This is a genomic window from Variovorax sp. OV329, from assembly GCF_900114785.1.
In the GTDB taxonomy this organism is placed as follows: Bacteria; Pseudomonadota; Gammaproteobacteria; order Burkholderiales; family Burkholderiaceae_C; genus Variovorax.
In genome coordinates, this window is the sequence record NZ_FOUG01000004.1 from 255,031 (window position 1) to 273,600 (window position 18,570).

An 18,570-nucleotide genomic window follows, 5' to 3' on the forward strand; every position below is an offset into this window, starting at 1 on the left:
CTTAGCGAAGTGACAAAGCCGCCTGAGGGCGGCTTTTTTCTTCACATTCTCGAAGTACTGAATCGATGAGTCGGCTGTCCCAGATTTCGCTTGCGCCGGTTTGGGTGGCGCTCGCCGCCGCGCTGATCGCATTGTGTTGGTTGCTCCCCAATCATTCGGACCCGTGGACTTCATTTCATTCCGACGCTTGGCTTGCTGCAGTGCTGGCGATCATTGGACTGGTGGTCTTGGTGCGGGGCCGGCAGGACTTCGCCTGGCATGGGCTGGTGCTGCCGGTCGCGCTCTTTCTGCCGTTGCCCTTCCTGCAGAATGCTTTTGGCCTTCTGCCATTCGCCGGTCAAGCCTGGACCGCGACCGCCTACATCCTCGCTTTGTTGTTGGCCATGCTGATCGGTCAGCAATGGCAAGCGTGGCGGCCGAACTGGATGGGCGACATTCTGTTCTCGGGTATCGGCATCGCCGCGTTGGCGTCGGTGGCACTGCAGATTCAGCAATGGCTGGGCTCGGCGGATGCACAAACCTTGAATATCTGGGCTGTCGGCTCGAACGGCGTGCGTCCTGCCGCTAACCTGGCCCAGGCCAATCAACTCGCAACCTTGTTGCTCTGGGGGCTGCTCGCGTGCGGATGGGGCGTGTGGCGCAAGCAGTTGGGGGCTGCAGTGGCCACGCTTGCGGCCGCGTTCCTCTTGCTTGGTCTGGCAATGACGCAGTCCCGATCGGGGATGCTCGGCTTGTTCGTCATGATTCTGGGTGGATGGTGGTGGCGTCGGCTATGGGCGGCAAAGAACGTGGCCTGGCATGTGGGGGGCTTGACAGTCTTCTATGCCTTGGCCGTGATGGCGCTGCCAACCCTTCGCCGGGTGCTGCTGCTCGATGCGCCCGGCTCGATGGTTCGCGGCCTCGGCTATGAGTTGCGCCCCGAGTTGTGGCGTACCCTGATCGATGCGGCATGGCAGAGGCCCTGGTTCGGCTATGGCTGGCAGCAAGTGTTCCCGGCCCAAGTGGCGGCGACAGAGCGGCATGCCCCGCTGCACCATCCCTTCATGCAGTCGCACAACCTGTTCCTCGACTTCGTCCTGTGGTTTGGAATCCCTCTGGGCTTGCTGTTGACGGGCTGCATCCTGGCTTGGCTGATTGCCGCTGCGCGCCGGGTGCGCGGGCCGGCGGACGCTCTGTTCTTCTTGTTCGTGCTGGTGATCGGGGTGCACGCGATGCTGGAGTTTCCGTTGCACTACGGCTACTTCCTATTGCCGACCGGACTGGTGCTGGGAGCCTTGAACTGGCGCCTGAAGATTTGGCCACTAGCGCTGCCATCGCTATTGACTGGACGCCCCATGCTGCTCGGGATCTGGTGCGTCGGGGCCGCACTACTCGGACTAATAGCACGCGACTACTTCCAGGTGGAGGAGCGCTACGTCAGCCTGCAGTTGGAACGGTCCCAGATTCAGGGCAGCCACCCGGCGGAGCCGCCAGACGTGCTTCTTTTGACGCAACTCCGAGAAGCACAGCGCTTCATGAAATACCAGCCCACCGCCGGAGTTGGCGTAGATGAGCTCCAGTGGGCGCGAGACGCAATGCTCGTATGGCCCAGTTCCCGAAGTTTCATGACACTGGCGATAGTGATGGGCCTGAACCACCGCCCCTACGAGGCGCGCGAATGGCTGGTCAAGATGTGCTCCATCGTCCCGCGGGACCAATGCGAAGCGGGCCCGGCCAGATGGGCGCAGGCGCAAAAACTGCATCCGGAACTGACCGCCATCGAATGGCCCCTCGGCGCTGCGGTGCCGAAGCCGCTTCCGTAGTGCTCGTGACCTAGGCGTGCCGTGGCGGTGTAATCCCAACGAAGTCAGCAAAAAAGTGCAAGAGACTATCCTCGCCTGGCCCCGTTCCCGCAAGCAGCTTGTCGTGCTTGGGCTGGATTTCTGTCTGGCGCTGATCGCGACCTGGCTCGCCTTCACGTTGCGGCTCGATACCTGGCATCGGCCTGTGGGGATGGAGTGGGCCGTGTATGTCATCGCACCGGTCCTGGCCATCCCAGTCTTCGTGAAGTTCGGTCTCTATCGAGCGATCTTTCGCTACACCGGCCTCTCCGCGATCCTTGCAACCGGAAAGGCCGTCGCGACGTATGGCCTCCTCTTTCTTCCGGCGGTGATCGTGCTGTACCTGTGGGAAGGCATACCCCGCAGCCTGAGCGTTCTCCAGCCGCTGCTTCTGCTCCTGTTCGTCACCGGCAGCCGGGCGTTGGCCTGGCATTGGCTGGCCGCCAGCATCACCCGAACCACGAGCCGCCTGCTGATCTACGGTGCGGGGAGCGCCGGCGCACAGACGGCCGCCGCCCTTGGCAACGCGCTGCAGTACACCTTGCTGGGCTTCATCGACGACGATGCGCGCAAGGCGGGCCGCACCATCAACCGCCTGCCGGTCATGGCTCCCACCGAAGTGCAGAGCTTTGTCGGCAAGTTCGCTGTCACCGACATCCTGCTGGCACTGCCCAGCGCCAGTCGCCAAAGGCGCAACGAAATCATCGAGCATTTGTCCGCGCTGCCGGTCCGTATTCGCACATTGCCGGGCTTGGCAGACCTGGCCAGTGGCCGGGTCACCGTGCAGGACTTTCGAGACCTTGACGTCGAAGATTTGCTGGGCCGCCCGGCCGTCGCGCCTGATGCGGAGTTGCTGGGACGCAAGCTTGCGAACAAAGTCGTGCTGGTCACGGGTGCAGGCGGAAGCATCGGCAGCGAGCTGTGCCGCCAGATCGTGCTGCAGGGGCCGAGCCGGATCCTGCTCGTGGACCACAGCGAGTTCGCGCTGTATCGAATCCACCAGGAACTCGAGCTTCTCATTGGACGCGGCCGCCTCGCGGTACGCACCGTTCCCCTGCTCGCGAACGTGTGCAACTTCGATCGCATCTCGGATATTTGCCAGACGTACAAGCCCGCCTCGATCTATCACGCTGCCGCCTACAAGCACGTGCCCATCGTCGAATCCAACCCGGGCGAAGGCGTGCTCAACAACGTCTTCGGAACGCTCAGCGTGGCGCGCGCGGCCCTGGCTGCCAACGTCGATCACTTCGTCTTGATCTCCACCGACAAGGCGGTCCGTCCGACCAACGTGATGGGCGCCACAAAACGCGTCGCAGAGCTGGTGCTGCAGGCGTTGGCAGGCTGCGGCGAGGCATTGCTCGACGAGATCCGCAGGGCGGACGGCAGCGCTTCCCTTCCGGCCACCCGTCTGTCGATGGTGCGCTTCGGCAACGTCCTGGGATCGAGCGGGAGCGTCGTGCCGCTCTTCCGTTCCCAGATTGCAGAGAAGGGGCCGGTCACTGTGACTCACCCCGAAGTGACGCGCTACTTCATGACGATCCCGGAAGCCGCCCAACTGGTTCTGCACGCGGGCGCCATGGCGGAGAACGGCGACTTGTTCGTTCTCGACATGGGTTCGCCGGTGAAGATCCTCGATCTCGCAAAACGGATGATCGCCCTGGCTGGATTGACCATCCGCAGCGAGACGCGTCCCACCGGCGACATCGACATCGTATTCACCGGGCTGCGCCCTGGTGAAAAACTGTATGAGGAGCTGCTCATCGGTGAGAATCCGCTTCCCACCAGCCATCCCCGCATCATCCGCGCCCGAGAAGACTTCATGGCCTGGCCCGAACTCAAGGTTCACCTGCAGACATTGATGAGCGCTGCGCGCGACGACAACAGTGCGGCAATGAAGAGTCTCTTGCGCCAGCTGGCGCCGGGGTACTCGCCAGACGCGGCATTGACTGAAAAAACCCCATGAATGCTGCAGAAATCAAACTAGCCATCATCGGACTCGGGTACGTCGGCCTTCCACTGGCCGTGGAATTCGGCAAGCTGATGCCCGTCGTCGGGTTCGACACCAATGCCCGACGCATCGAGGAACTCCAGCGTGGGCACGACAGAACGCTGGAGACCGATCCCGCAGACTTGCGCGACGCGAGCCGGCTGACCTACAGCGCCGATCCGGCCGATATTCGCGGCTGCAATGTTTTCATCGTGACGGTGCCGACACCGGTCGACAGCGCCAACCGCCCTGATCTTGCGCCGTTGCTGAGCGCCAGCGAAACCGTGGCGAAGGCGATGCCTGACGGTGCCGTGGTCATCTACGAATCGACGGTCTATCCAGGCGCAACGGAGGAGGTCTGCGTGCCGGTGCTGGAGAAGTTCTCGGGCAAGACCTTCAACGACACTTTCTTTTGCGGCTACAGCCCGGAGCGGGTGAACCCCGGCGACAAGGTCAACACGCTGACCAGGATCAAGAAGATCACGAGCGGTAGCACTTCCGCGGCGGCAGAGTTGGTTGACGAACTCTACAACCGCATCGTGACGGCGGGCACCTACAGGGCGGGCAGCATCAAGGTGGCCGAGGCGGCGAAGGTGATCGAGAACACGCAGCGCGACCTGAACATCGCGTTGATGAACGAACTTTCAGTCCTGTTCGAGCGGCTGGACATCGACACGATCGAGGTGTTGGAGGCCGCCGGCAGCAAGTGGAACTTTCTACCCTTCAGGCCAGGTCTTGTTGGCGGCCACTGCATTGGCGTCGATCCGTACTACCTGACCTTCAAGGCCGAACAGGTCGGCTACATCCCCCAGATCATCCTGGCGGGCCGCCGAATCAACGACAACATGGCGCGCTACGCGGCGCGCAACACCATCAAGCTGATGCTCCAGGCGGGCATGGACGTTCCGCGTTGCAAGGTGGGCGTGATGGGCATCACCTTCAAGGAGAACTGCCCCGACATCCGCAACAGCAAGGTGGTCGACCTGGTGCGGGAACTCCAGAGCTGGGGCGCTCAGGTGGTGGTGGCGGACCCATGGGCCGATGCCGAAGAGGTCTGGCGCGAATACGGTATCGAGCTGCAGTCCATCGACGAGCGCAATCCGGTCGATTCGCTCGTGGTGGCCGTGGGGCACGCCGAGTACCGCAACCTTTCGCCTGCGGTCCTGCGGCAAAGCTGCCGCCATCCCAGCCCGGTGCTGACGGACGTCAAATCCCTCTATGACCGCCATGAGTCGGCGAGCGCAGGCTTTGCCGTATTCAGGCTCTGACGACGACATGAAGAACTTCGCTTTGATCGGCGCCGCCGGCTACATTGCCCCCAGGCACATGCGCGCCATACGCGACACGGGCAACAACCTTTCGGTGGCCTATGACGTCAACGACTCCGTCGGCGTGATCGACAGCATCGCGCCCGCTGCCGAGTTCTTCACCGAGTTCGAGACTTTCTACGAACGCGGACACCAGCTCAGGCGGGTGGCATCAACGGCACTCGACTACGTGGCGATCTGCTCGCCCAACTATCTTCACCATCCGCACATCGCCGCTGGCTTGCGGCTCGGATGCGACGTGATCTGCGAGAAGCCGCTCGTATCCTCGCCGGATGCACTCGACGAACTGGCACTGATCGAACGCGAGACCGGCAAGCGGGTGTCCACGATCCTGCAGCTGCGGCACCACGACGCAATCCTCACCCTGCGCGAGAAGGTTGCACGCGCGGCGGCTGACACCAAGTTCGACGTCGACCTGACCTACATCACCTCGCGGGGCCGCTGGTATGCCGCGAGCTGGAAGGCCGATCCGCGCAAGGCCTTTGGCGTCGCGACCAACATCGGTGTGCACTTCTTCGACATGCTGGGCTTCATCTTCGGGGATCTGCAGCAAAGCGTTGTGCACTACTCGGCCAACGACAAGGCTGCGGGCTTCCTGGAGTACCAGCGAGCGCGGGTGCGCTGGTTCCTCTCCATCGACGCCGCCGACTTGCCCCCGGACGTCCAAGGCAAGAAGGCGACCTATCGGTCGATCACGGTGAATGGTGAGGAGCTGGAGTTCTCGGAAGGCTTCACCGACCTGCACACGGTGAGCTACCGGGAGATTCTGAATGGCAGAGGCTATGGCCTGGCCGACGCGCGGCCCGCCGTGGAGGCGGTCCACGCCATTCGCACGGCGAGGTCCGACCTGACGCGTGGGGAGCAGCACCCTTTCGTCCGGAGCCTGGTTTCATGAAGGCGGAAGTGCACGACACGGCCATTGTCGACGCCGGCGCCCGCATTGGCGCCGACACCCGGGTGTGGCACTGGGTCCATGTGAGCTCGGGCGCCGAGATTGGAGAGCGCTGTTCGCTGGGGCAGAACGTGTACGTAGGCAACGACGTGCGCATCGGCCACAACGTGAAGATTCAGAACAACGTGAGCGTGTACGACGCGGTCACGCTGGAGGATGACGTGTTCTGCGGCCCCAGCATGGTCTTCACCAACGTGTACAACCCGCGCTCGGCTGTCAACCGCAAGGGCGAGTACCGGCGCACGCTGGTGCGCCAGGGTGCCACGCTGGGCGCCAACTGCACCATCGTGTGTGGGGTGACGGTGGGGCGCTACGCCTTTGTCGGCGCCGGGGCCGTGGTCAACCGCGATGTGCCCGCTTTCGCGCTGATGCTCGGCGTGCCTGCGCGCCAGGCGGGTTGGATGAGCCGGCACGGTGAGCGGCTCGAATTTGCGCAAGGGCGGGCAACTTGCCCTGCCACCGGCGAGAAGTACGTGCTGCGAGGGGACGCTTGCATGCCTGAAAGCGAGATGCCATCGTGAAGGAGAAGATGGAGTTCGTCGATCTCAAGGCGCAGTACCGGTCACTCAAGGCCGGGATTGACGAGCGGATTCACCGGGTGCTGGACCATGGCCAGTACATCATGGGCCCCGAGGTCCGCGAGCTGGAAGAAAAGCTGGCGGCTTATACGGGTGCTCGGCACTGCATCACCGTGGCCAGCGGGACCGAGGCGTTGCTCATCGCGCTGATGGCGATCGACCTCGAGCCGGGCGACGAGGTCATCACCACACCGTTCACTTTCGCAGCCACCGCCGAGATGATCGTGTTGCTGGGCGGTGTGCCGGTGTTCGTGGACATCGAACCAGACACCTGCAATATCGACGCGAGCCTGATCGAGGCCAAGGTGACATCACGCACGCGCGCCGTCATGCCCGTGAGCTTGTACGGCCAATGCGCGGACATGGACGTCATCAATGCCATTGCTGCGCGGCATGGACTGGCCGTCATCGAAGACGCCGCGCAGAGTTTCGGCGCCGCCTACAAAGGCCGCAAGAGCTGCAACCTGAGCACCATCGGCTGCACGAGCTTCTTTCCCAGCAAGCCGCTGGGCTGCTATGGCGATGGGGGGGCGATGTTCACCAACGATGATGCGCTGGCGCAGGCGTGTCGCGAGATCCGGGTGCATGGGCAGAGCGCGAGGTACACGCACACGCGCGTGGGCGTCGGTGGTCGCATGGATACGCTGCAGTGCGCGGTGGTGTTGGCCAAACTGGATCGCTTCGAATGGGAGCTGCAGCGCCGTAGCGAGCTCGGCGCCCGATACGGGATGCTGCTGGCCGGCACGGGTGTCGAACCGCTTGCGGTGCGGACCGGCCGCGAATGCGTGTGGGGCCAGTACACCGTGTTCGTCGACGATCGGGCGGCTCTTCAGGCGTCACTTATCGAGCAGGGTATTCCGACTGCCGTCCACTACCCCCGGCCATTGCATCTGCAACCGGCCTACGCTCAATTCGGCAGCGACGATGGGTGTCCGCTGAGCGTGCGGGCCAGTCAGCGGGTGATGAGCCTGCCCATGAGCGCCGACTTGAGGGACGCGGAGCAGGACCGCGTCGTGAAAGCCTTGGTCGACTCCATTCGGCCATGAGCCCTGGGTCTGCGCACGTGCACGCCCCATCCTTACGCCCACGACCCACCTGAGCGAGATGGCTTCGACCCTGCGCGTAGACACGTTGGCTTACGGCTCGGCCATGCTGGTCGATCGGCTGTTGGGCTTTTTCTTGCTACCCCTGCTCACGCGTGCCATCGTGCCGGCCGACTATGGTGCGTGGACGCAGACGGCCGTGGCCGCCGGTGTGCTGATGCCGTTGGTCTTGTTTGCTTCGTCGACTGCCGTAGTGCGCTACTTCTCGGCTGCGGTGAGCGCGCACGATCGCCGGCGAGCCTTTGCCCAGCTTGGCGGTGTGGCCCTGTTGCTGTTCGCGCTTTGCATTGCATTCGTATGGGCTTTCTCGACCCCGCTGGCCTCTCTTGTCTACGGAGGGCCGGAATACAGGGGCCTGATGCCGGCGCTGCTGGTCCTCCTGGCAGCGGACGCCGTCACCGAGTTCAGCGTCGCCTGGTTGCGGGCAGCCGGACACATCGGGAGGGTGGCCATTGCGTTGGTGATGCGCAGCGCGGTGCGCTACGGGGCTGTGCTGCTGCTGGTGAGTGGTGCTGCCCTGCCGCTGGTCGACTGGCTCGTTCGCTATGCGGCTTCGCAGCTTGCCCTGGCGATGGGCGTGCTGGGTGCGACGCTTTGGGTGTTGTGGCGCACGCCCTCCCCCGCCCGCCCCGTGGCATCGCCGTCGCTGCGTGAACTGCTGGCCTTCTCCGCACCGCTGGTGGCCCTTGCGCTGTTCACGTCCTTGAATGGACTTCTAGATCGCTTCGTGCTGGTGCAGTTGCTGGGGCTCGACGATGTGGCTGTGTACGCCGCCGCTGTGTCCTTGTGCGCCATTCCCGCAGCCTTCTATAGCGTGCTGGGCTTCACCTTGTTTCCTGTGCTGGCGCGACATTGGCAGGCGCCCCGCCTCGATGAGGCGTCGCGCCTGATGACGTTGGCGTTGCGCGTCTTCCTGTTCTTGTGCATCCCGGTCGCCGCACTCCTGGCCGTTGCGGGCCAGTGGGTGTTGCCCCTGCTGACCACTGGCGCCTATGTTGCGCCGACGGCAGTGTTCTTCTTGCTCGGGCTGTCTGTCAGTGCCGCGGGGACCTATCAGATTCTTCTGTACGCTCTTCTTCTTGACGGGCGAAGCCGCCAGGTCCTGGGAATCATCGTTCTGGCGACGGTCATCAACCTGACGCTGAATCTGTGGCTCGCACGCGGCTTGGGCGTGGTGGGCGCTGCCGCTGCGGCGGCGGTATCGAACCTGGTCATGGTCGGCGTGTCCGCGAGGCTGGTGGGCCGTGTGCTGCACTGGAATTTTCCTTGGTCGTGGCTGTGGACGACCGTGGGTCACGCTGTGCTGGCCATGCTGCCGTTGGGTCTGCTTTTGGCATGGGGCGAACTGTCGCTGCCGCTGGCGGCAGCAGCAACGACGTTCGGCGCGCTGGTCTACCTGGCGCTGGACTGGCGTCGCGCAGAATCGATCTTCCGAATTGCGGTCGGCCGCTTGGCCTTGCACGAGAAATCACCCGATGAATCTTCACGCCTTCGATAAGCAGTTCGACATCACTCATCGCGACCATATGGCTGGTCTGGACATGGTGACCTGGTTGCGCCACTACCACGTGGTTCGCGACCTGCTTGCCAGTGCACCCGAGTGCGTTCTGGAGATCGGCTCGGGTGACGGCGTGGTGCGCCGCTGCGCGCAGCCCTTTGTGCCGGCCTATTCGGTATTCGACATCAACGCCCGGCTCCAGCCCGACTACGTGGGCGACCTGAAGGTGGGCGATATCAGCCTGACAGGCCGCTTCGATGCCGTGGTCGCCACGGAGGTCATGGAGCACCTGCCCTTTGCCGACCTCCCGGCATGCCTGGCCAATCTGAGTGGGTGGTTGAAGCCTGGCGGCAGAGCCTTCGTGTCGCTGCCGCATCGAAAGAGCAGCGTCGCTGTGCTGTCGCCGCGACAGAAGCTGAGGACCTGGCGTTTTCCGAACGGTCTGTTGAGCCTGAGCGAAGCGTACAACCGCTTCGTGCGCGGCCGCATCTGGATCGACCCCAACCATTGCTGGGAAATCGGCGACGGCCATGTGACGCGGGCCGATGTGGAGCGGCTGTTTGCTCGGGCAGGACTGACCTCGACCAAGTACTTGGCACTGCCCTACTGTGACTACTGGGTGCTGTCCAAAGCAGGACCGGATTCCGCGTGAGCGAGCGAGCCGCAATGCGGGTACTGATGCTTGCATACTTCTATCCACCCCTTGGCGGCGCGGGAGTGCAGCGCTCGCTCAAGTTCAGCAAGTATCTGCCCGAGTTCGGCATCACGCCCAGCATCATCAGCGCGGACAGCAGTGCCTATACACAGGACAGCAGTCTTCTTGCGGAAGTGCCAGCGGGGTTAGAGGTGCTCCGCTTGCGGCATACGCCGATGATGGCACGACTGCTATCGCTGGCGCGTCGGCACGCTCGCGCACGGGCACCAACTGCGACGCCTGGAGCCGTTAAATCTGGCGGAGGTCCCGCGGCGGGGCGTTGGCGTGACCGGGCGCTCCGAGTAGTTGGCGCACTGCAGTTTCCTGATGACAAGGTTGCGTGGTCGCGCCAGGTTGTGCCCGCGGCGCAGAGCCTGATGCGCCGGGCGCCGATCGACCTTGTGTATTCGAGCGCACCGCCAGTGTCGGCGCATCTTGCCGCGATGAAGGTGGCGCGTCGGGCACGGGTGCCATGGGTGGCGGACTTTCGCGACCTCTGGACGGAGAATCCCGACTACAGCGCACCTCACTGGCGGCGCGTGCTTGACCGCCGCCTCGAAAGTCGACTACTGGCCGCCGCAGATGGCATCGTTACCGTGTCCGAGCAGATGGCAGCCACGTTGGCCGGACGGGTCAGGCCGGGTGTGCCAGTGCTAAGCATACCCAACGGATACGACGAGGCCGACTTCGCGGATGCAACTGCGCGCGAGCGTTCGCCTGGAGAATTCCGCATCGTGCATGCCGGTACCTTCTATGGCAATCGGTCGCCGGACAGTTTCCTCCGCGGTGTGGAGCAGTTGTTCCAGAACGAGCCGCAGGCGCGCCAGCGCTTACGTATCCGGCTCGTCGGCAATGTGGGCTCGCGCTTTGAATCTCTTTTGTCATCCTTCGAAAGTCGACTGCCTGGTGTGTTGGAGCGCACGGGCTACGTCGAGCACCACCGGGCGCTTGCGGAGATCCTGGCCGCTGATGCATTGCTGCTGGTGATTGGCGGGGACAGCGAGGGTGCCGCCGGCGTGATGACCGGCAAGCTCTTCGAGTATCTGCGCGCTGGCCGGCCCATCCTGCTACTGGGTGCGCCTAGTGGTGAAGCAGCGCAGCTGCTTCGAAAGACCGGCGCTGGCGATGCGCTAGACCACAACGAGCCCTCGCAGGTCGCTGCGCTGCTGTCCCGCTGGATGGCCGGTGCCGCGCCGCGTCCCGTGCCGGAATCCGCTGCTGCCTACGAGCGCCGAGCGCTCGCCGGGCGGCTTGGGGAGTTCCTGGGCGCCGTGCATGATCGCTTCCATGGACGAAATTGAACGCATCCAGCGGCGCTACGAAGAGCGCGACGCGAGCGCTGCGCTGACCGGCTTCTGGTCGCTGGGCAGCCCAGCAGTTCTGCATGCCGCGCAGGAGCGCGAGCGCGTTGTCCTGGCCGCGCTGAAGGCACGCGCCATCGACCTGCGCGCGCTGCGCGTACTTGACGTCGGCTGCGGTCTCGGGGTCGAGTTCCCGAACTACCTGCGCTGGGGTTCGGCAGCGGCGAATCTAGTGGGCGTCGATCTGAGCCATGCGCGCTTGCTTCATGCCGCACGCCGCTTCGGCGTTCCGGTGGTGCAAGCCTCGGGCGCAGCATTGCCATTCGCGGATGCCAGCTTCGATCTCGTGGTGCAGAACGTGGTGTTCAGTTCGATCGTGGACGACTCGATGCGCCGAAAAACAGCTGCCGAGATGCTGCGCGTGCTGCGGCCCGGTGGCCATTTGCTGTGGTACGACGCCTTCCGCACCCGCTCGAGCGATCCGCACTTTCGTACTGTGCCGCGCGCCGAGATATGCGGTCTGTTCGAAAGCGTCGACTGGTCGTTCGACACGCTGACCAGTGATCTGGGTATCACCGTCCGTGCGCAGCGCTGGCTGGGCGATTGGTCGCTGCCGCTGCTCGATGGTTGCCGGGTGCTGCGAACTCATCTGCTCGGGCTTGGGGTCAAGCGATGACTCTGCACCTTTGTCTGATCGGCGACGCTGCGAGCATCCACCTGAGGCGCTGGGCTGAGGCCATGGTCGAGCGCGGCTTTCGCGTCAGCGTAGTCAGCACGACGGCGCAGGAGATCGAAGGCGCGCGCGTCATCGCGATGGGACCGGTACGGCACGGCCATCAATGGTTCCTGAGGCTGCCTGCGCTGCGTCGCGTCATTCGTGCACTGGCGCCCGACATCGTGCACGCGCACTACATCACCAGCTACGGCATGTGGGGCGCTGCCTGTGGACGTCGGCCGCTGGTGTTGACAGCCTGGGGTACCGACATTCTCGTGACGCCGCATCGCAACACCGTGTTGAAAGCGCTGACGGGCTGGACGCTGGCGCGTGCCGCGCTCATCACGGCGGACTCTCGTGACGTGCTTGCCGAGATCCGTGGATACAAGCCCCGCGCCGATCTGGAGGAAATCTTCTGGGGTGCCGATACGGAACGCTTCCGCCCGCGCGAACGCTTGCGGGGTCCAGGCTTCCACATCGCGAGCCTGCGTGCCTGGGAGCCCAACTACTGCATCGACGTGGTGGTGCGCGCCTTCGCGCAGTTCGTCGAGGAGCGCCCGGCCAGCGGTGCGATGCTGCACTTGTTTGGCGGGGGCAGCCAGGCGGCGATGTTGCGCGAGCTGGCTTCACATCTGGGAGTCACCGGCCAGGTGATGTGGCACGGCTGGCTTGCGCCGGAGGTTCTGGCCGAACGTCTTGCGGCATGTGATCTGTCGGTGACCGTGCCGGAGAGCGACGCAACGTCGGTGTCGCTCCTCGAGTCCATGGCCTGTGGCCTGCCGGTCATCGCTTCCGATCTTCCCGCCAACCGGCAGTGGGTTGACGCGGGCGGTGGCCATCTTGTGGCGGCCGGCGACGCAGGCGCCTTGGCCATGGCGATGTGCACCGAGTTCGACGACGCATCGATGCGTCGTCGACAGGGAGCGTTCAACCGCATGCGAATCGAAGAACTGGGCTCAACCCGAAGTCAGATGGATCGCATGGCCGAGCTGTACCGCGCGATTCGGAGCGCGCCTTTGCAGACAGTAGCTCTCACCAACACATGAACGTCATCACCATCGTCGGAGCGCGCCCCCAGTTCATCAAGGCTGCTGCCTTGAGTGCCGAACTGCGGCGATCCACGGGCATACAAGAGCGCTTGCTCCATACCGGTCAGCACTTCGACGAAAACATGTCGAATGTCTTCTTTCGAGAGCTTGGGATCCCCGCTCCAGATTGGAACCTCGGCATCAGCGGCGGCCTCCACGGCGCGATGACCGGAGCCCAGCTTGCTGGCATCGAGAAAGTGCTGGCGAGCGAGAAGCCGGATGCCGTCCTCCTGTACGGCGACACCAATTCGACGCTGGCCGGCGCGTTGGCTGCCGCAAAGCTGCACATTCCCGTGGCACATGTCGAAGCAGGCCTGCGCTCGTTCAATCGGCGCATGCCCGAGGAAGTCAACCGTGTGCTGACCGATCACGTGTCGCATTGGTTGTTCGCGCCGACGGCGATGGCCGTGGCCAACCTGGAGCGCGAGGGCATCGCTGGTGGGCAGGTCCACCAGGTGGGAGACGTGATGTACGACGCTGCGCTGTACTTCTGCGCAGTGGCGTCCGCTCGAGGCGAGCGCCCGTTGGCGCTTCGTGCACTTGCTGGGCGTCCGTTCGTGGTGGCGACCATTCACCGTGCGGAGAATACGGACGACCCGGCGCGCCTTCGCGCGATCGCGAGTGCGTTGATGGCCCTGTCCGGCGAGATCGATGTGGTCTTCCCGTGCCATCCGCGCACGAGAGACGTGCTTTCGCGACTCGGCCTGGACGTCAAATCCGCAAGAGGGCTGCACTACGTCGAGCCGCTGGGCTATCTCGACATGATCGAGATGGAGCAATCGGCGCAGATGGTGGTCACTGATTCAGGCGGTGTCCAGAAAGAGGCCTTCTTCTTTTCCAAGCCGTGCGTGACCCTGCGCGATGAGACCGAATGGGTGGAGCTGGTCGAATCGGGCTGGAACAGGCTGGCACCGCCGACGTCGTCCGACAGCTTGCTCAGCGCTTTTCGTACTGCGCTAGGCACGACAGGGGCCCCGATCCAGCCTTACGGGGAAGGAGATGCTGCAGACCGCATTGCTCGAATACTCTCAGGTGCGGGTGCATGAGGATTCTGCTAATCAATCACTATGCCGGCTCGTTGGCGCATGGCATGGAGTACCGACCCTACTACCTGGCCAGGGAATGGGTGCGGCAGGGCCACGATGTGCAGATCGTTGCAGCAACACAGTCGCACGTGCGTACTGTCCAGCCGCGGGCGTCCGGCGGGGCGATGCGCGAGGAGGTCGACGGCATCGACTATCTGTGGCTTTCCACGCCGTCTTATCAGGGAAACGGCGTGGGGCGCGTGCTCAACATCGCTTCCTTTTGCTGTCGCCTCGCGCTGAACGCGCGGCGAATTGCGAGCGAGTTTCGGCCGGACGTGGTGGTCGCATCGAGTACCTATCCGATGGACATCTGGCCGGCTTCCCTTCTGGCGCGTGCAGCCCATGCCAAGCTGGTCCATGAAATTCACGACCTATGGCCGCTGTCACCCATCGAGTTGGGCGGCATGTCGCCCCATCATCCATTCATCCGCCTCTGCCAGGCCGCGGAGAACTTTGCATGCCGGCATGCCGATGTGGTCGTCTCGATGCTGCCACGCGTTCAAGAGCACTTGAGTGCGCATGGCTTGGACCTGCGAAAGCTTCACATCGTGCCGAACGGTGTGCTCACTGAAGAATGGGAGCGCCCCGGCGAGCCCCTGGACCCGGAACTGGCCGGGCACATTGCCGATGCCCGTGGACGCGGATGCTTCGTCGTGGCGTACGCAGGAGCCCACGGCATCGCCAATGCACTCGATTCCCTCCTTGACGCGGCCAAGTGCCTCGCGAATTCGCCCTTCGCCTTCGTGCTGGTGGGAGATGGACCCGAGCGCGCCCGGCTTTTGCGACGCGTGGAAGACGAATCACTGGCCAACGTCCGCATGTTCGGTCCGATTGCCAAGAAACAGATTCCCAGTCTGCTGGCACGTGTCGATGCGGGCTACATCGGATTGCAGCGCGAACCCATCTTTCGTTTTGGCATTGCGCCCAACAAGCTGATGGACTACATGATGGCTGGTTGCCCCGTGCTGAGCGCCATCGAGGCCGGAAATGACCCCGTGAGCGAGGCAGGGTGCGGCGTGACGGTCCAGGCGGAGTCGCCGCTGGCCATTGCCGAGGGGCTTCGCTATCTGGCAAGCCTCTCCCCCGATGAGCGTGCTGCCATGGGAACACGCGGCCGGACATTTGTTCGGGAGCACCACACGTGGCCCGTGCTCGCCGATCGTTTCGTTGCGGCGGTTTCATCATGAGTGAAGATCCAGCAGAACTCGCGTCCATACGGGAGCGCTACCTGCGTCGCCAGGCGCCCTCGGCGGACCGGCGCTATCACATGCTCAATCCTGCGGTCTGGCAATCCGTGCAAGAGCGGCAGCGGGCCATGCTTCGTCTTCTGGCTCGAGAGGCGGCGCGAAGTGATCTCTCCAAGCTGCGATTGGTGGAGGTGGGGTGCGGGAGCGGGGGCAATCTGCTGGAGCTTCTCAGGTTCGGATTCGATGCCACCAATCTAGAGGGCCTCGAGTTGCTGGAAGACCGCTTTCTCCAGGCGAAGCATGCCCTGCCCGCGGAGCTCAAATTGGCGTTGGGCGACGCCAGCGCGGCAGAACTTCCGGCCGGGAGCTTCGATATCGTGTTCCAGTCCACCGTGTTCTCCTCGCTGCTCGACGACGCTTTCCAGCAGCGCCTGGCCGATGCGATGTGGCGCTGGGTCAAGCCGGGCGGGGGCGTTCTCTGGTATGACTTCACCGTGAACAACCCGCGCAATTCCGATGTGCGCGGCGTACCGATGCGTCGGGTCCGTGCGCTTTTTCCCCAAGGGCGTGTCCAGTTCGAGCGCGTCACCCTGGCACCGCCGATCGCGCGGGCGGTTACGCGGCTGCATCCCTCGCTCTACACTTTGTTCAACGCCTTTTCACCGCTTCGCACGCACGTCCTCGCGTGGATTTCCAAACCCTGAAACTCGAACATGTCGACACCCCCGGAGTTCCTGCCATTCGCCTTGCCCGATACGGGCGAGGAAGAGATTGCCGAAGTCACTGCGGCGATCCGCTCGGGCTGGGTGACGACCGGCCCGAGAACAAAACGCTTCGAGGAGGAGTTCGCCCAGTTCCTCGGAGACCCGTCGTTGCATTGCATGGCGGTCAACTCGGCCACGGCGGGTCTGCACCTTGCGCTCGAAGCGCTGGGCATCGGCCCCGGCGATGAAGTCATCACCACAACGCACACGTTCACAGCCACTGCCGAAGTCGTTCGCTATCTGGGGGCTGATGTCGTTCTGGTTGACGCCGACCCGGCGACGCTGTGCATCGACGTGCGAAAGATCGAAGCGGCGATTTCGCCCAGGACCAAGGCAATCATTCCCGTGCACTATGCCGGGCTGGCCGCGGATATGCCGGCGTTGCTGGCGTTGGCAAGTGCGCATGGATTGAAGGTTGTCGAGGATGCCGCGCATGCGTTGCCCACCACCTGCCAGGGCCAGTTGATCGGAACCTTGCAGTCCGAAGCGACGGTATTCAGCTTCTACGCGAACAAGACCATGACGACCGGCGAAGGTGGCATGGTCGTCACGCGGAATCCGGAGTTGGCTGCACGCATCAAGACCATGCGATTGCACGGGATCAACCGTGATGCGTTCGACAGATTTCGGTCGAGAACGCCTGCCTGGTACTACGAGGTCGTTGCGCCGGGCTTCAAGTACAACTTGACAGATATAGCGGCAGCGATGGGGTCCGCGCAGCTTGCCAAGCTTCCGCGGTTCCTGGCGCGGCGGCAGCATTTGGCGTCACGCTACAAGGACGGGCTTTCTTCATTGCCTCTGGTGCTGCCTGTGGATGCGCCGCCTGATGACGTGCACGCGTGGCACCTGTATGTGATCCGCCTGGATCCGTCGGCTCGCTTGACTCGCGACGACCTTATTCAAGAATTGTCGGACCGCGGGATCGGCACCAGCGTTCACTATGTGCCATTGCACCGACAGCCCTATTGGCGTGATCGCTATGGGTTGCGGCCGGAGATGTTCCCCTGTTCCGAATCGGCCTACCAGTCGATGGTGAGCATTCCTCTGTTCACTGCCATGCGTGATTCGGATCAAGACAGGGTCATCCATGCACTGCATGAAATTCTGGATTGAAGGTGCTCAAGCGGTGCTTTGATCTGACGCTTGCCTGCGGCGCGCTGCTGGTACTTGCGCCGGTGATGCTGCTTGCCGCGTTGTGGATCAAGATGGATTCCCGCGGGCCGGTGCTGTTTCGCCAGGATCGTGTTGGCTTGAATGGCCGGTTGTTTGCCATCCTCAAGTTCCGGACCATGGTGGCTGACTCCGAGCCGGCGCGCCCGTCCGGCATCACGGTAGGTGCCGATCCGCGCATTACTCGTGCAGGATCATTGCTGCGCAAGTACAAGCTGGATGAACTGCCCCAGTTCATCAACGTGCTGCGAGGGGACATGAGCGTGGTCGGTCCTCGGCCCGAAGTGCCGCAGTACGTCGCGACGTACCCTCCGGAAACGAGGGATCAAGTCTTGAGTGTCCGTCCTGGCATCACTGACTTGGCCTCGATCGCCTATCGAAACGAGAGCGAGCTGCTCGGCAGCGCTGAAAACCCGGAGGCTTTCTACGTCCAGGAGATTCTTCCGAAGAAGCTCGACTTCTGCTTGCAATACGTTGCCACGCGAAGCCTCTGGCTGGACATGACCATCATCTGGCGCACGGTCCTGGTGATACTCAGTCGCCGGTGAGTAGCGGCGACCCCGGACGAGGCGTTACTGCAGTGGCTTCGTCACCAGGTCCACCGCGGGGAACGAGGCTTCAAAGCTTGCTTCGATTCGCAGTCTCGACTTGACCGGCCGGCCATCGATCTGCCCGGGTTCGAACTGCGCACCCTTGAACGCCGCCCGCGCGGCTTCCTGGAGCGCAGGCGAAAGCGCAGGCTCGCCAGACTCGATGTGCTGAACTCGGCCTTCCTCGTCGATGAACAACGAGAGGACCCCGGTCTGCCGGGTCGCGATCACTTCGCCTGCAGGCGTTTCGAGAACGATGGCCGTGATGGGCTTGGGCCCGATGCTGAGCTGTGGCCTGGGCACGTAGTCACCCCGCTCACCCGGTTGCGGCAGCGGAGCTGCTGCCGCCGGATTGGGTTCCGGCTTCGGCGATGCTTCTGATGCTCTGGCGATCGGTGCCGCTTCCGGTGCCGACGTCCGTCGTGCAGGGCTTGGAGCGGGCAAGCTCGCCCGGGGAAGGCTGGTGGACGGAAGAGTTGTGGAGTCGACGGGCGCCCGCTCCGGGATTTCCGGGCGCGCCATAGCCGCAGGCACGAGTCTCAATTGCAGGGAACGCGCGCCCGAGGCGTCGGTTGCACCGGCCGGGCGACGCTGTGGGGCACTTTCAAGCGTGAGCAATGCCGCATGCATCGCGATCGAAAGCGCTGCGCAAGCCGCCAGCACTGGCCACTGGCGCTCCATGCCGGGCAACTCACGCAGGGACGGCCCAC

General features: G+C 63.7%; 17 protein-coding genes. 16 read left to right on the forward strand and 1 reads right to left on the reverse strand.

Features of this window, described 5'->3' with window-relative positions:
- Nucleotides 1-65 precede the first annotated feature (65 nt).
- From BM345_RS08625 to BM345_RS08700, 16 genes are read left to right on the forward strand one after another with little or no spacing between them, the layout of a single operon-like run.
- Nucleotides 66-1,802, forward strand: coding sequence for a PglL family O-oligosaccharyltransferase (locus BM345_RS08625; protein ID WP_093377919.1), 1,737 nt, complete (start codon nucleotides 66-68; stop codon nucleotides 1,800-1,802).
- A 55-nt stretch (nucleotides 1,803-1,857) separates the two neighbouring features.
- Nucleotides 1,858-3,783: a polysaccharide biosynthesis protein gene (locus BM345_RS08630; RefSeq protein WP_093377922.1), complete on the forward strand. Its 1,926-nt coding sequence runs from the start codon at nucleotides 1,858-1,860 to the stop codon at nucleotides 3,781-3,783.
- Nucleotides 3,780-5,075, forward strand: coding sequence for a nucleotide sugar dehydrogenase (locus tag BM345_RS08635; RefSeq protein WP_093377924.1), 1,296 nt, complete (start codon nucleotides 3,780-3,782; stop codon nucleotides 5,073-5,075). The genes BM345_RS08630 and BM345_RS08635 overlap by 4 nt, the downstream gene beginning before the upstream one ends.
- Nucleotides 5,076-5,082: 7 nt before the next feature.
- Nucleotides 5,083-6,030, forward strand: coding sequence for a Gfo/Idh/MocA family protein (locus tag BM345_RS08640; protein ID WP_093377927.1), 948 nt, complete (start codon nucleotides 5,083-5,085; stop codon nucleotides 6,028-6,030).
- A complete protein-coding gene (locus BM345_RS08645) occupies nucleotides 6,027-6,608 on the forward strand; it encodes an acyltransferase (protein WP_093377929.1) in 582 nt (193 codons plus the stop codon). The genes BM345_RS08640 and BM345_RS08645 overlap by 4 nt, the downstream gene beginning before the upstream one ends.
- 8 nt (nucleotides 6,609-6,616) lie before the next feature.
- The gene (locus BM345_RS08650) at nucleotides 6,617-7,711 is read left to right on the forward strand and encodes a DegT/DnrJ/EryC1/StrS family aminotransferase (protein WP_093377932.1); all 1,095 of its coding nucleotides are present in this window, start codon (nucleotides 6,617-6,619) and stop codon (nucleotides 7,709-7,711) included.
- Between the two features lie 58 nt (nucleotides 7,712-7,769).
- The gene (locus BM345_RS08655) at nucleotides 7,770-9,266 is read left to right on the forward strand and encodes a lipopolysaccharide biosynthesis protein (protein ID WP_093377934.1); all 1,497 of its coding nucleotides are present in this window, start codon (nucleotides 7,770-7,772) and stop codon (nucleotides 9,264-9,266) included.
- Complete coding sequence (locus tag BM345_RS08660) at nucleotides 9,244-9,918, forward strand: class I SAM-dependent methyltransferase (protein WP_093377937.1); 675 nt, start codon at nucleotides 9,244-9,246, stop codon at nucleotides 9,916-9,918. Before BM345_RS08655 ends, BM345_RS08660 begins: the two co-directional genes overlap by 23 nt.
- Before the next feature lie 26 nt (nucleotides 9,919-9,944).
- Nucleotides 9,945-11,261 carry a glycosyltransferase gene (locus tag BM345_RS08665; protein WP_175544943.1) on the forward strand — a complete coding sequence of 439 codons (1,317 nt, stop codon included), beginning with the start codon at nucleotides 9,945-9,947 and terminating at the stop codon, nucleotides 11,259-11,261.
- A complete protein-coding gene (locus BM345_RS08670; protein WP_175544944.1) occupies nucleotides 11,248-11,937 on the forward strand; it encodes a class I SAM-dependent methyltransferase in 690 nt (229 codons plus the stop codon). The genes BM345_RS08665 and BM345_RS08670 overlap by 14 nt, the downstream gene beginning before the upstream one ends.
- A complete protein-coding gene (locus BM345_RS08675; protein ID WP_093377944.1) occupies nucleotides 11,934-13,022 on the forward strand; it encodes a glycosyltransferase in 1,089 nt (362 codons plus the stop codon). The genes BM345_RS08670 and BM345_RS08675 overlap by 4 nt, the downstream gene beginning before the upstream one ends.
- The gene (gene wecB / locus BM345_RS08680; protein WP_093377947.1) at nucleotides 13,019-14,110 is read left to right on the forward strand and encodes a non-hydrolyzing UDP-N-acetylglucosamine 2-epimerase; all 1,092 of its coding nucleotides are present in this window, start codon (nucleotides 13,019-13,021) and stop codon (nucleotides 14,108-14,110) included. The genes BM345_RS08675 and wecB overlap by 4 nt, the downstream gene beginning before the upstream one ends.
- Complete coding sequence (locus BM345_RS08685; protein ID WP_093377949.1) at nucleotides 14,107-15,336, forward strand: glycosyltransferase family 4 protein; 1,230 nt, start codon at nucleotides 14,107-14,109, stop codon at nucleotides 15,334-15,336. Before wecB ends, BM345_RS08685 begins: the two co-directional genes overlap by 4 nt.
- Nucleotides 15,333-16,040: a class I SAM-dependent methyltransferase gene (locus BM345_RS08690; RefSeq protein WP_093377952.1), complete on the forward strand. Its 708-nt coding sequence runs from the start codon at nucleotides 15,333-15,335 to the stop codon at nucleotides 16,038-16,040. The genes BM345_RS08685 and BM345_RS08690 overlap by 4 nt, the downstream gene beginning before the upstream one ends.
- Nucleotides 16,041-16,049: 9 nt before the next feature.
- On the forward strand, nucleotides 16,050-17,213 hold the full coding sequence (locus BM345_RS08695) for a DegT/DnrJ/EryC1/StrS family aminotransferase (protein ID WP_093377954.1): 1,164 nt from the start codon (nucleotides 16,050-16,052) through the stop codon (nucleotides 17,211-17,213).
- Nucleotides 17,214-17,215: 2 nt separating this feature from the next.
- A complete protein-coding gene (locus tag BM345_RS08700) occupies nucleotides 17,216-17,818 on the forward strand; it encodes a sugar transferase (RefSeq protein ID WP_093378407.1) in 603 nt (200 codons plus the stop codon).
- Between the two features lie 24 nt (nucleotides 17,819-17,842).
- On the opposite strand, the gene BM345_RS29650 is transcribed toward BM345_RS08700, so the two are convergent.
- Nucleotides 17,843-18,541 carry an energy transducer TonB gene (locus BM345_RS29650; protein ID WP_175544946.1) on the reverse strand — a complete coding sequence of 233 codons (699 nt, stop codon included), beginning with the start codon at nucleotides 18,539-18,541 and terminating at the stop codon, nucleotides 17,843-17,845.
- Nucleotides 18,542-18,570 lie beyond the last annotated feature (29 nt).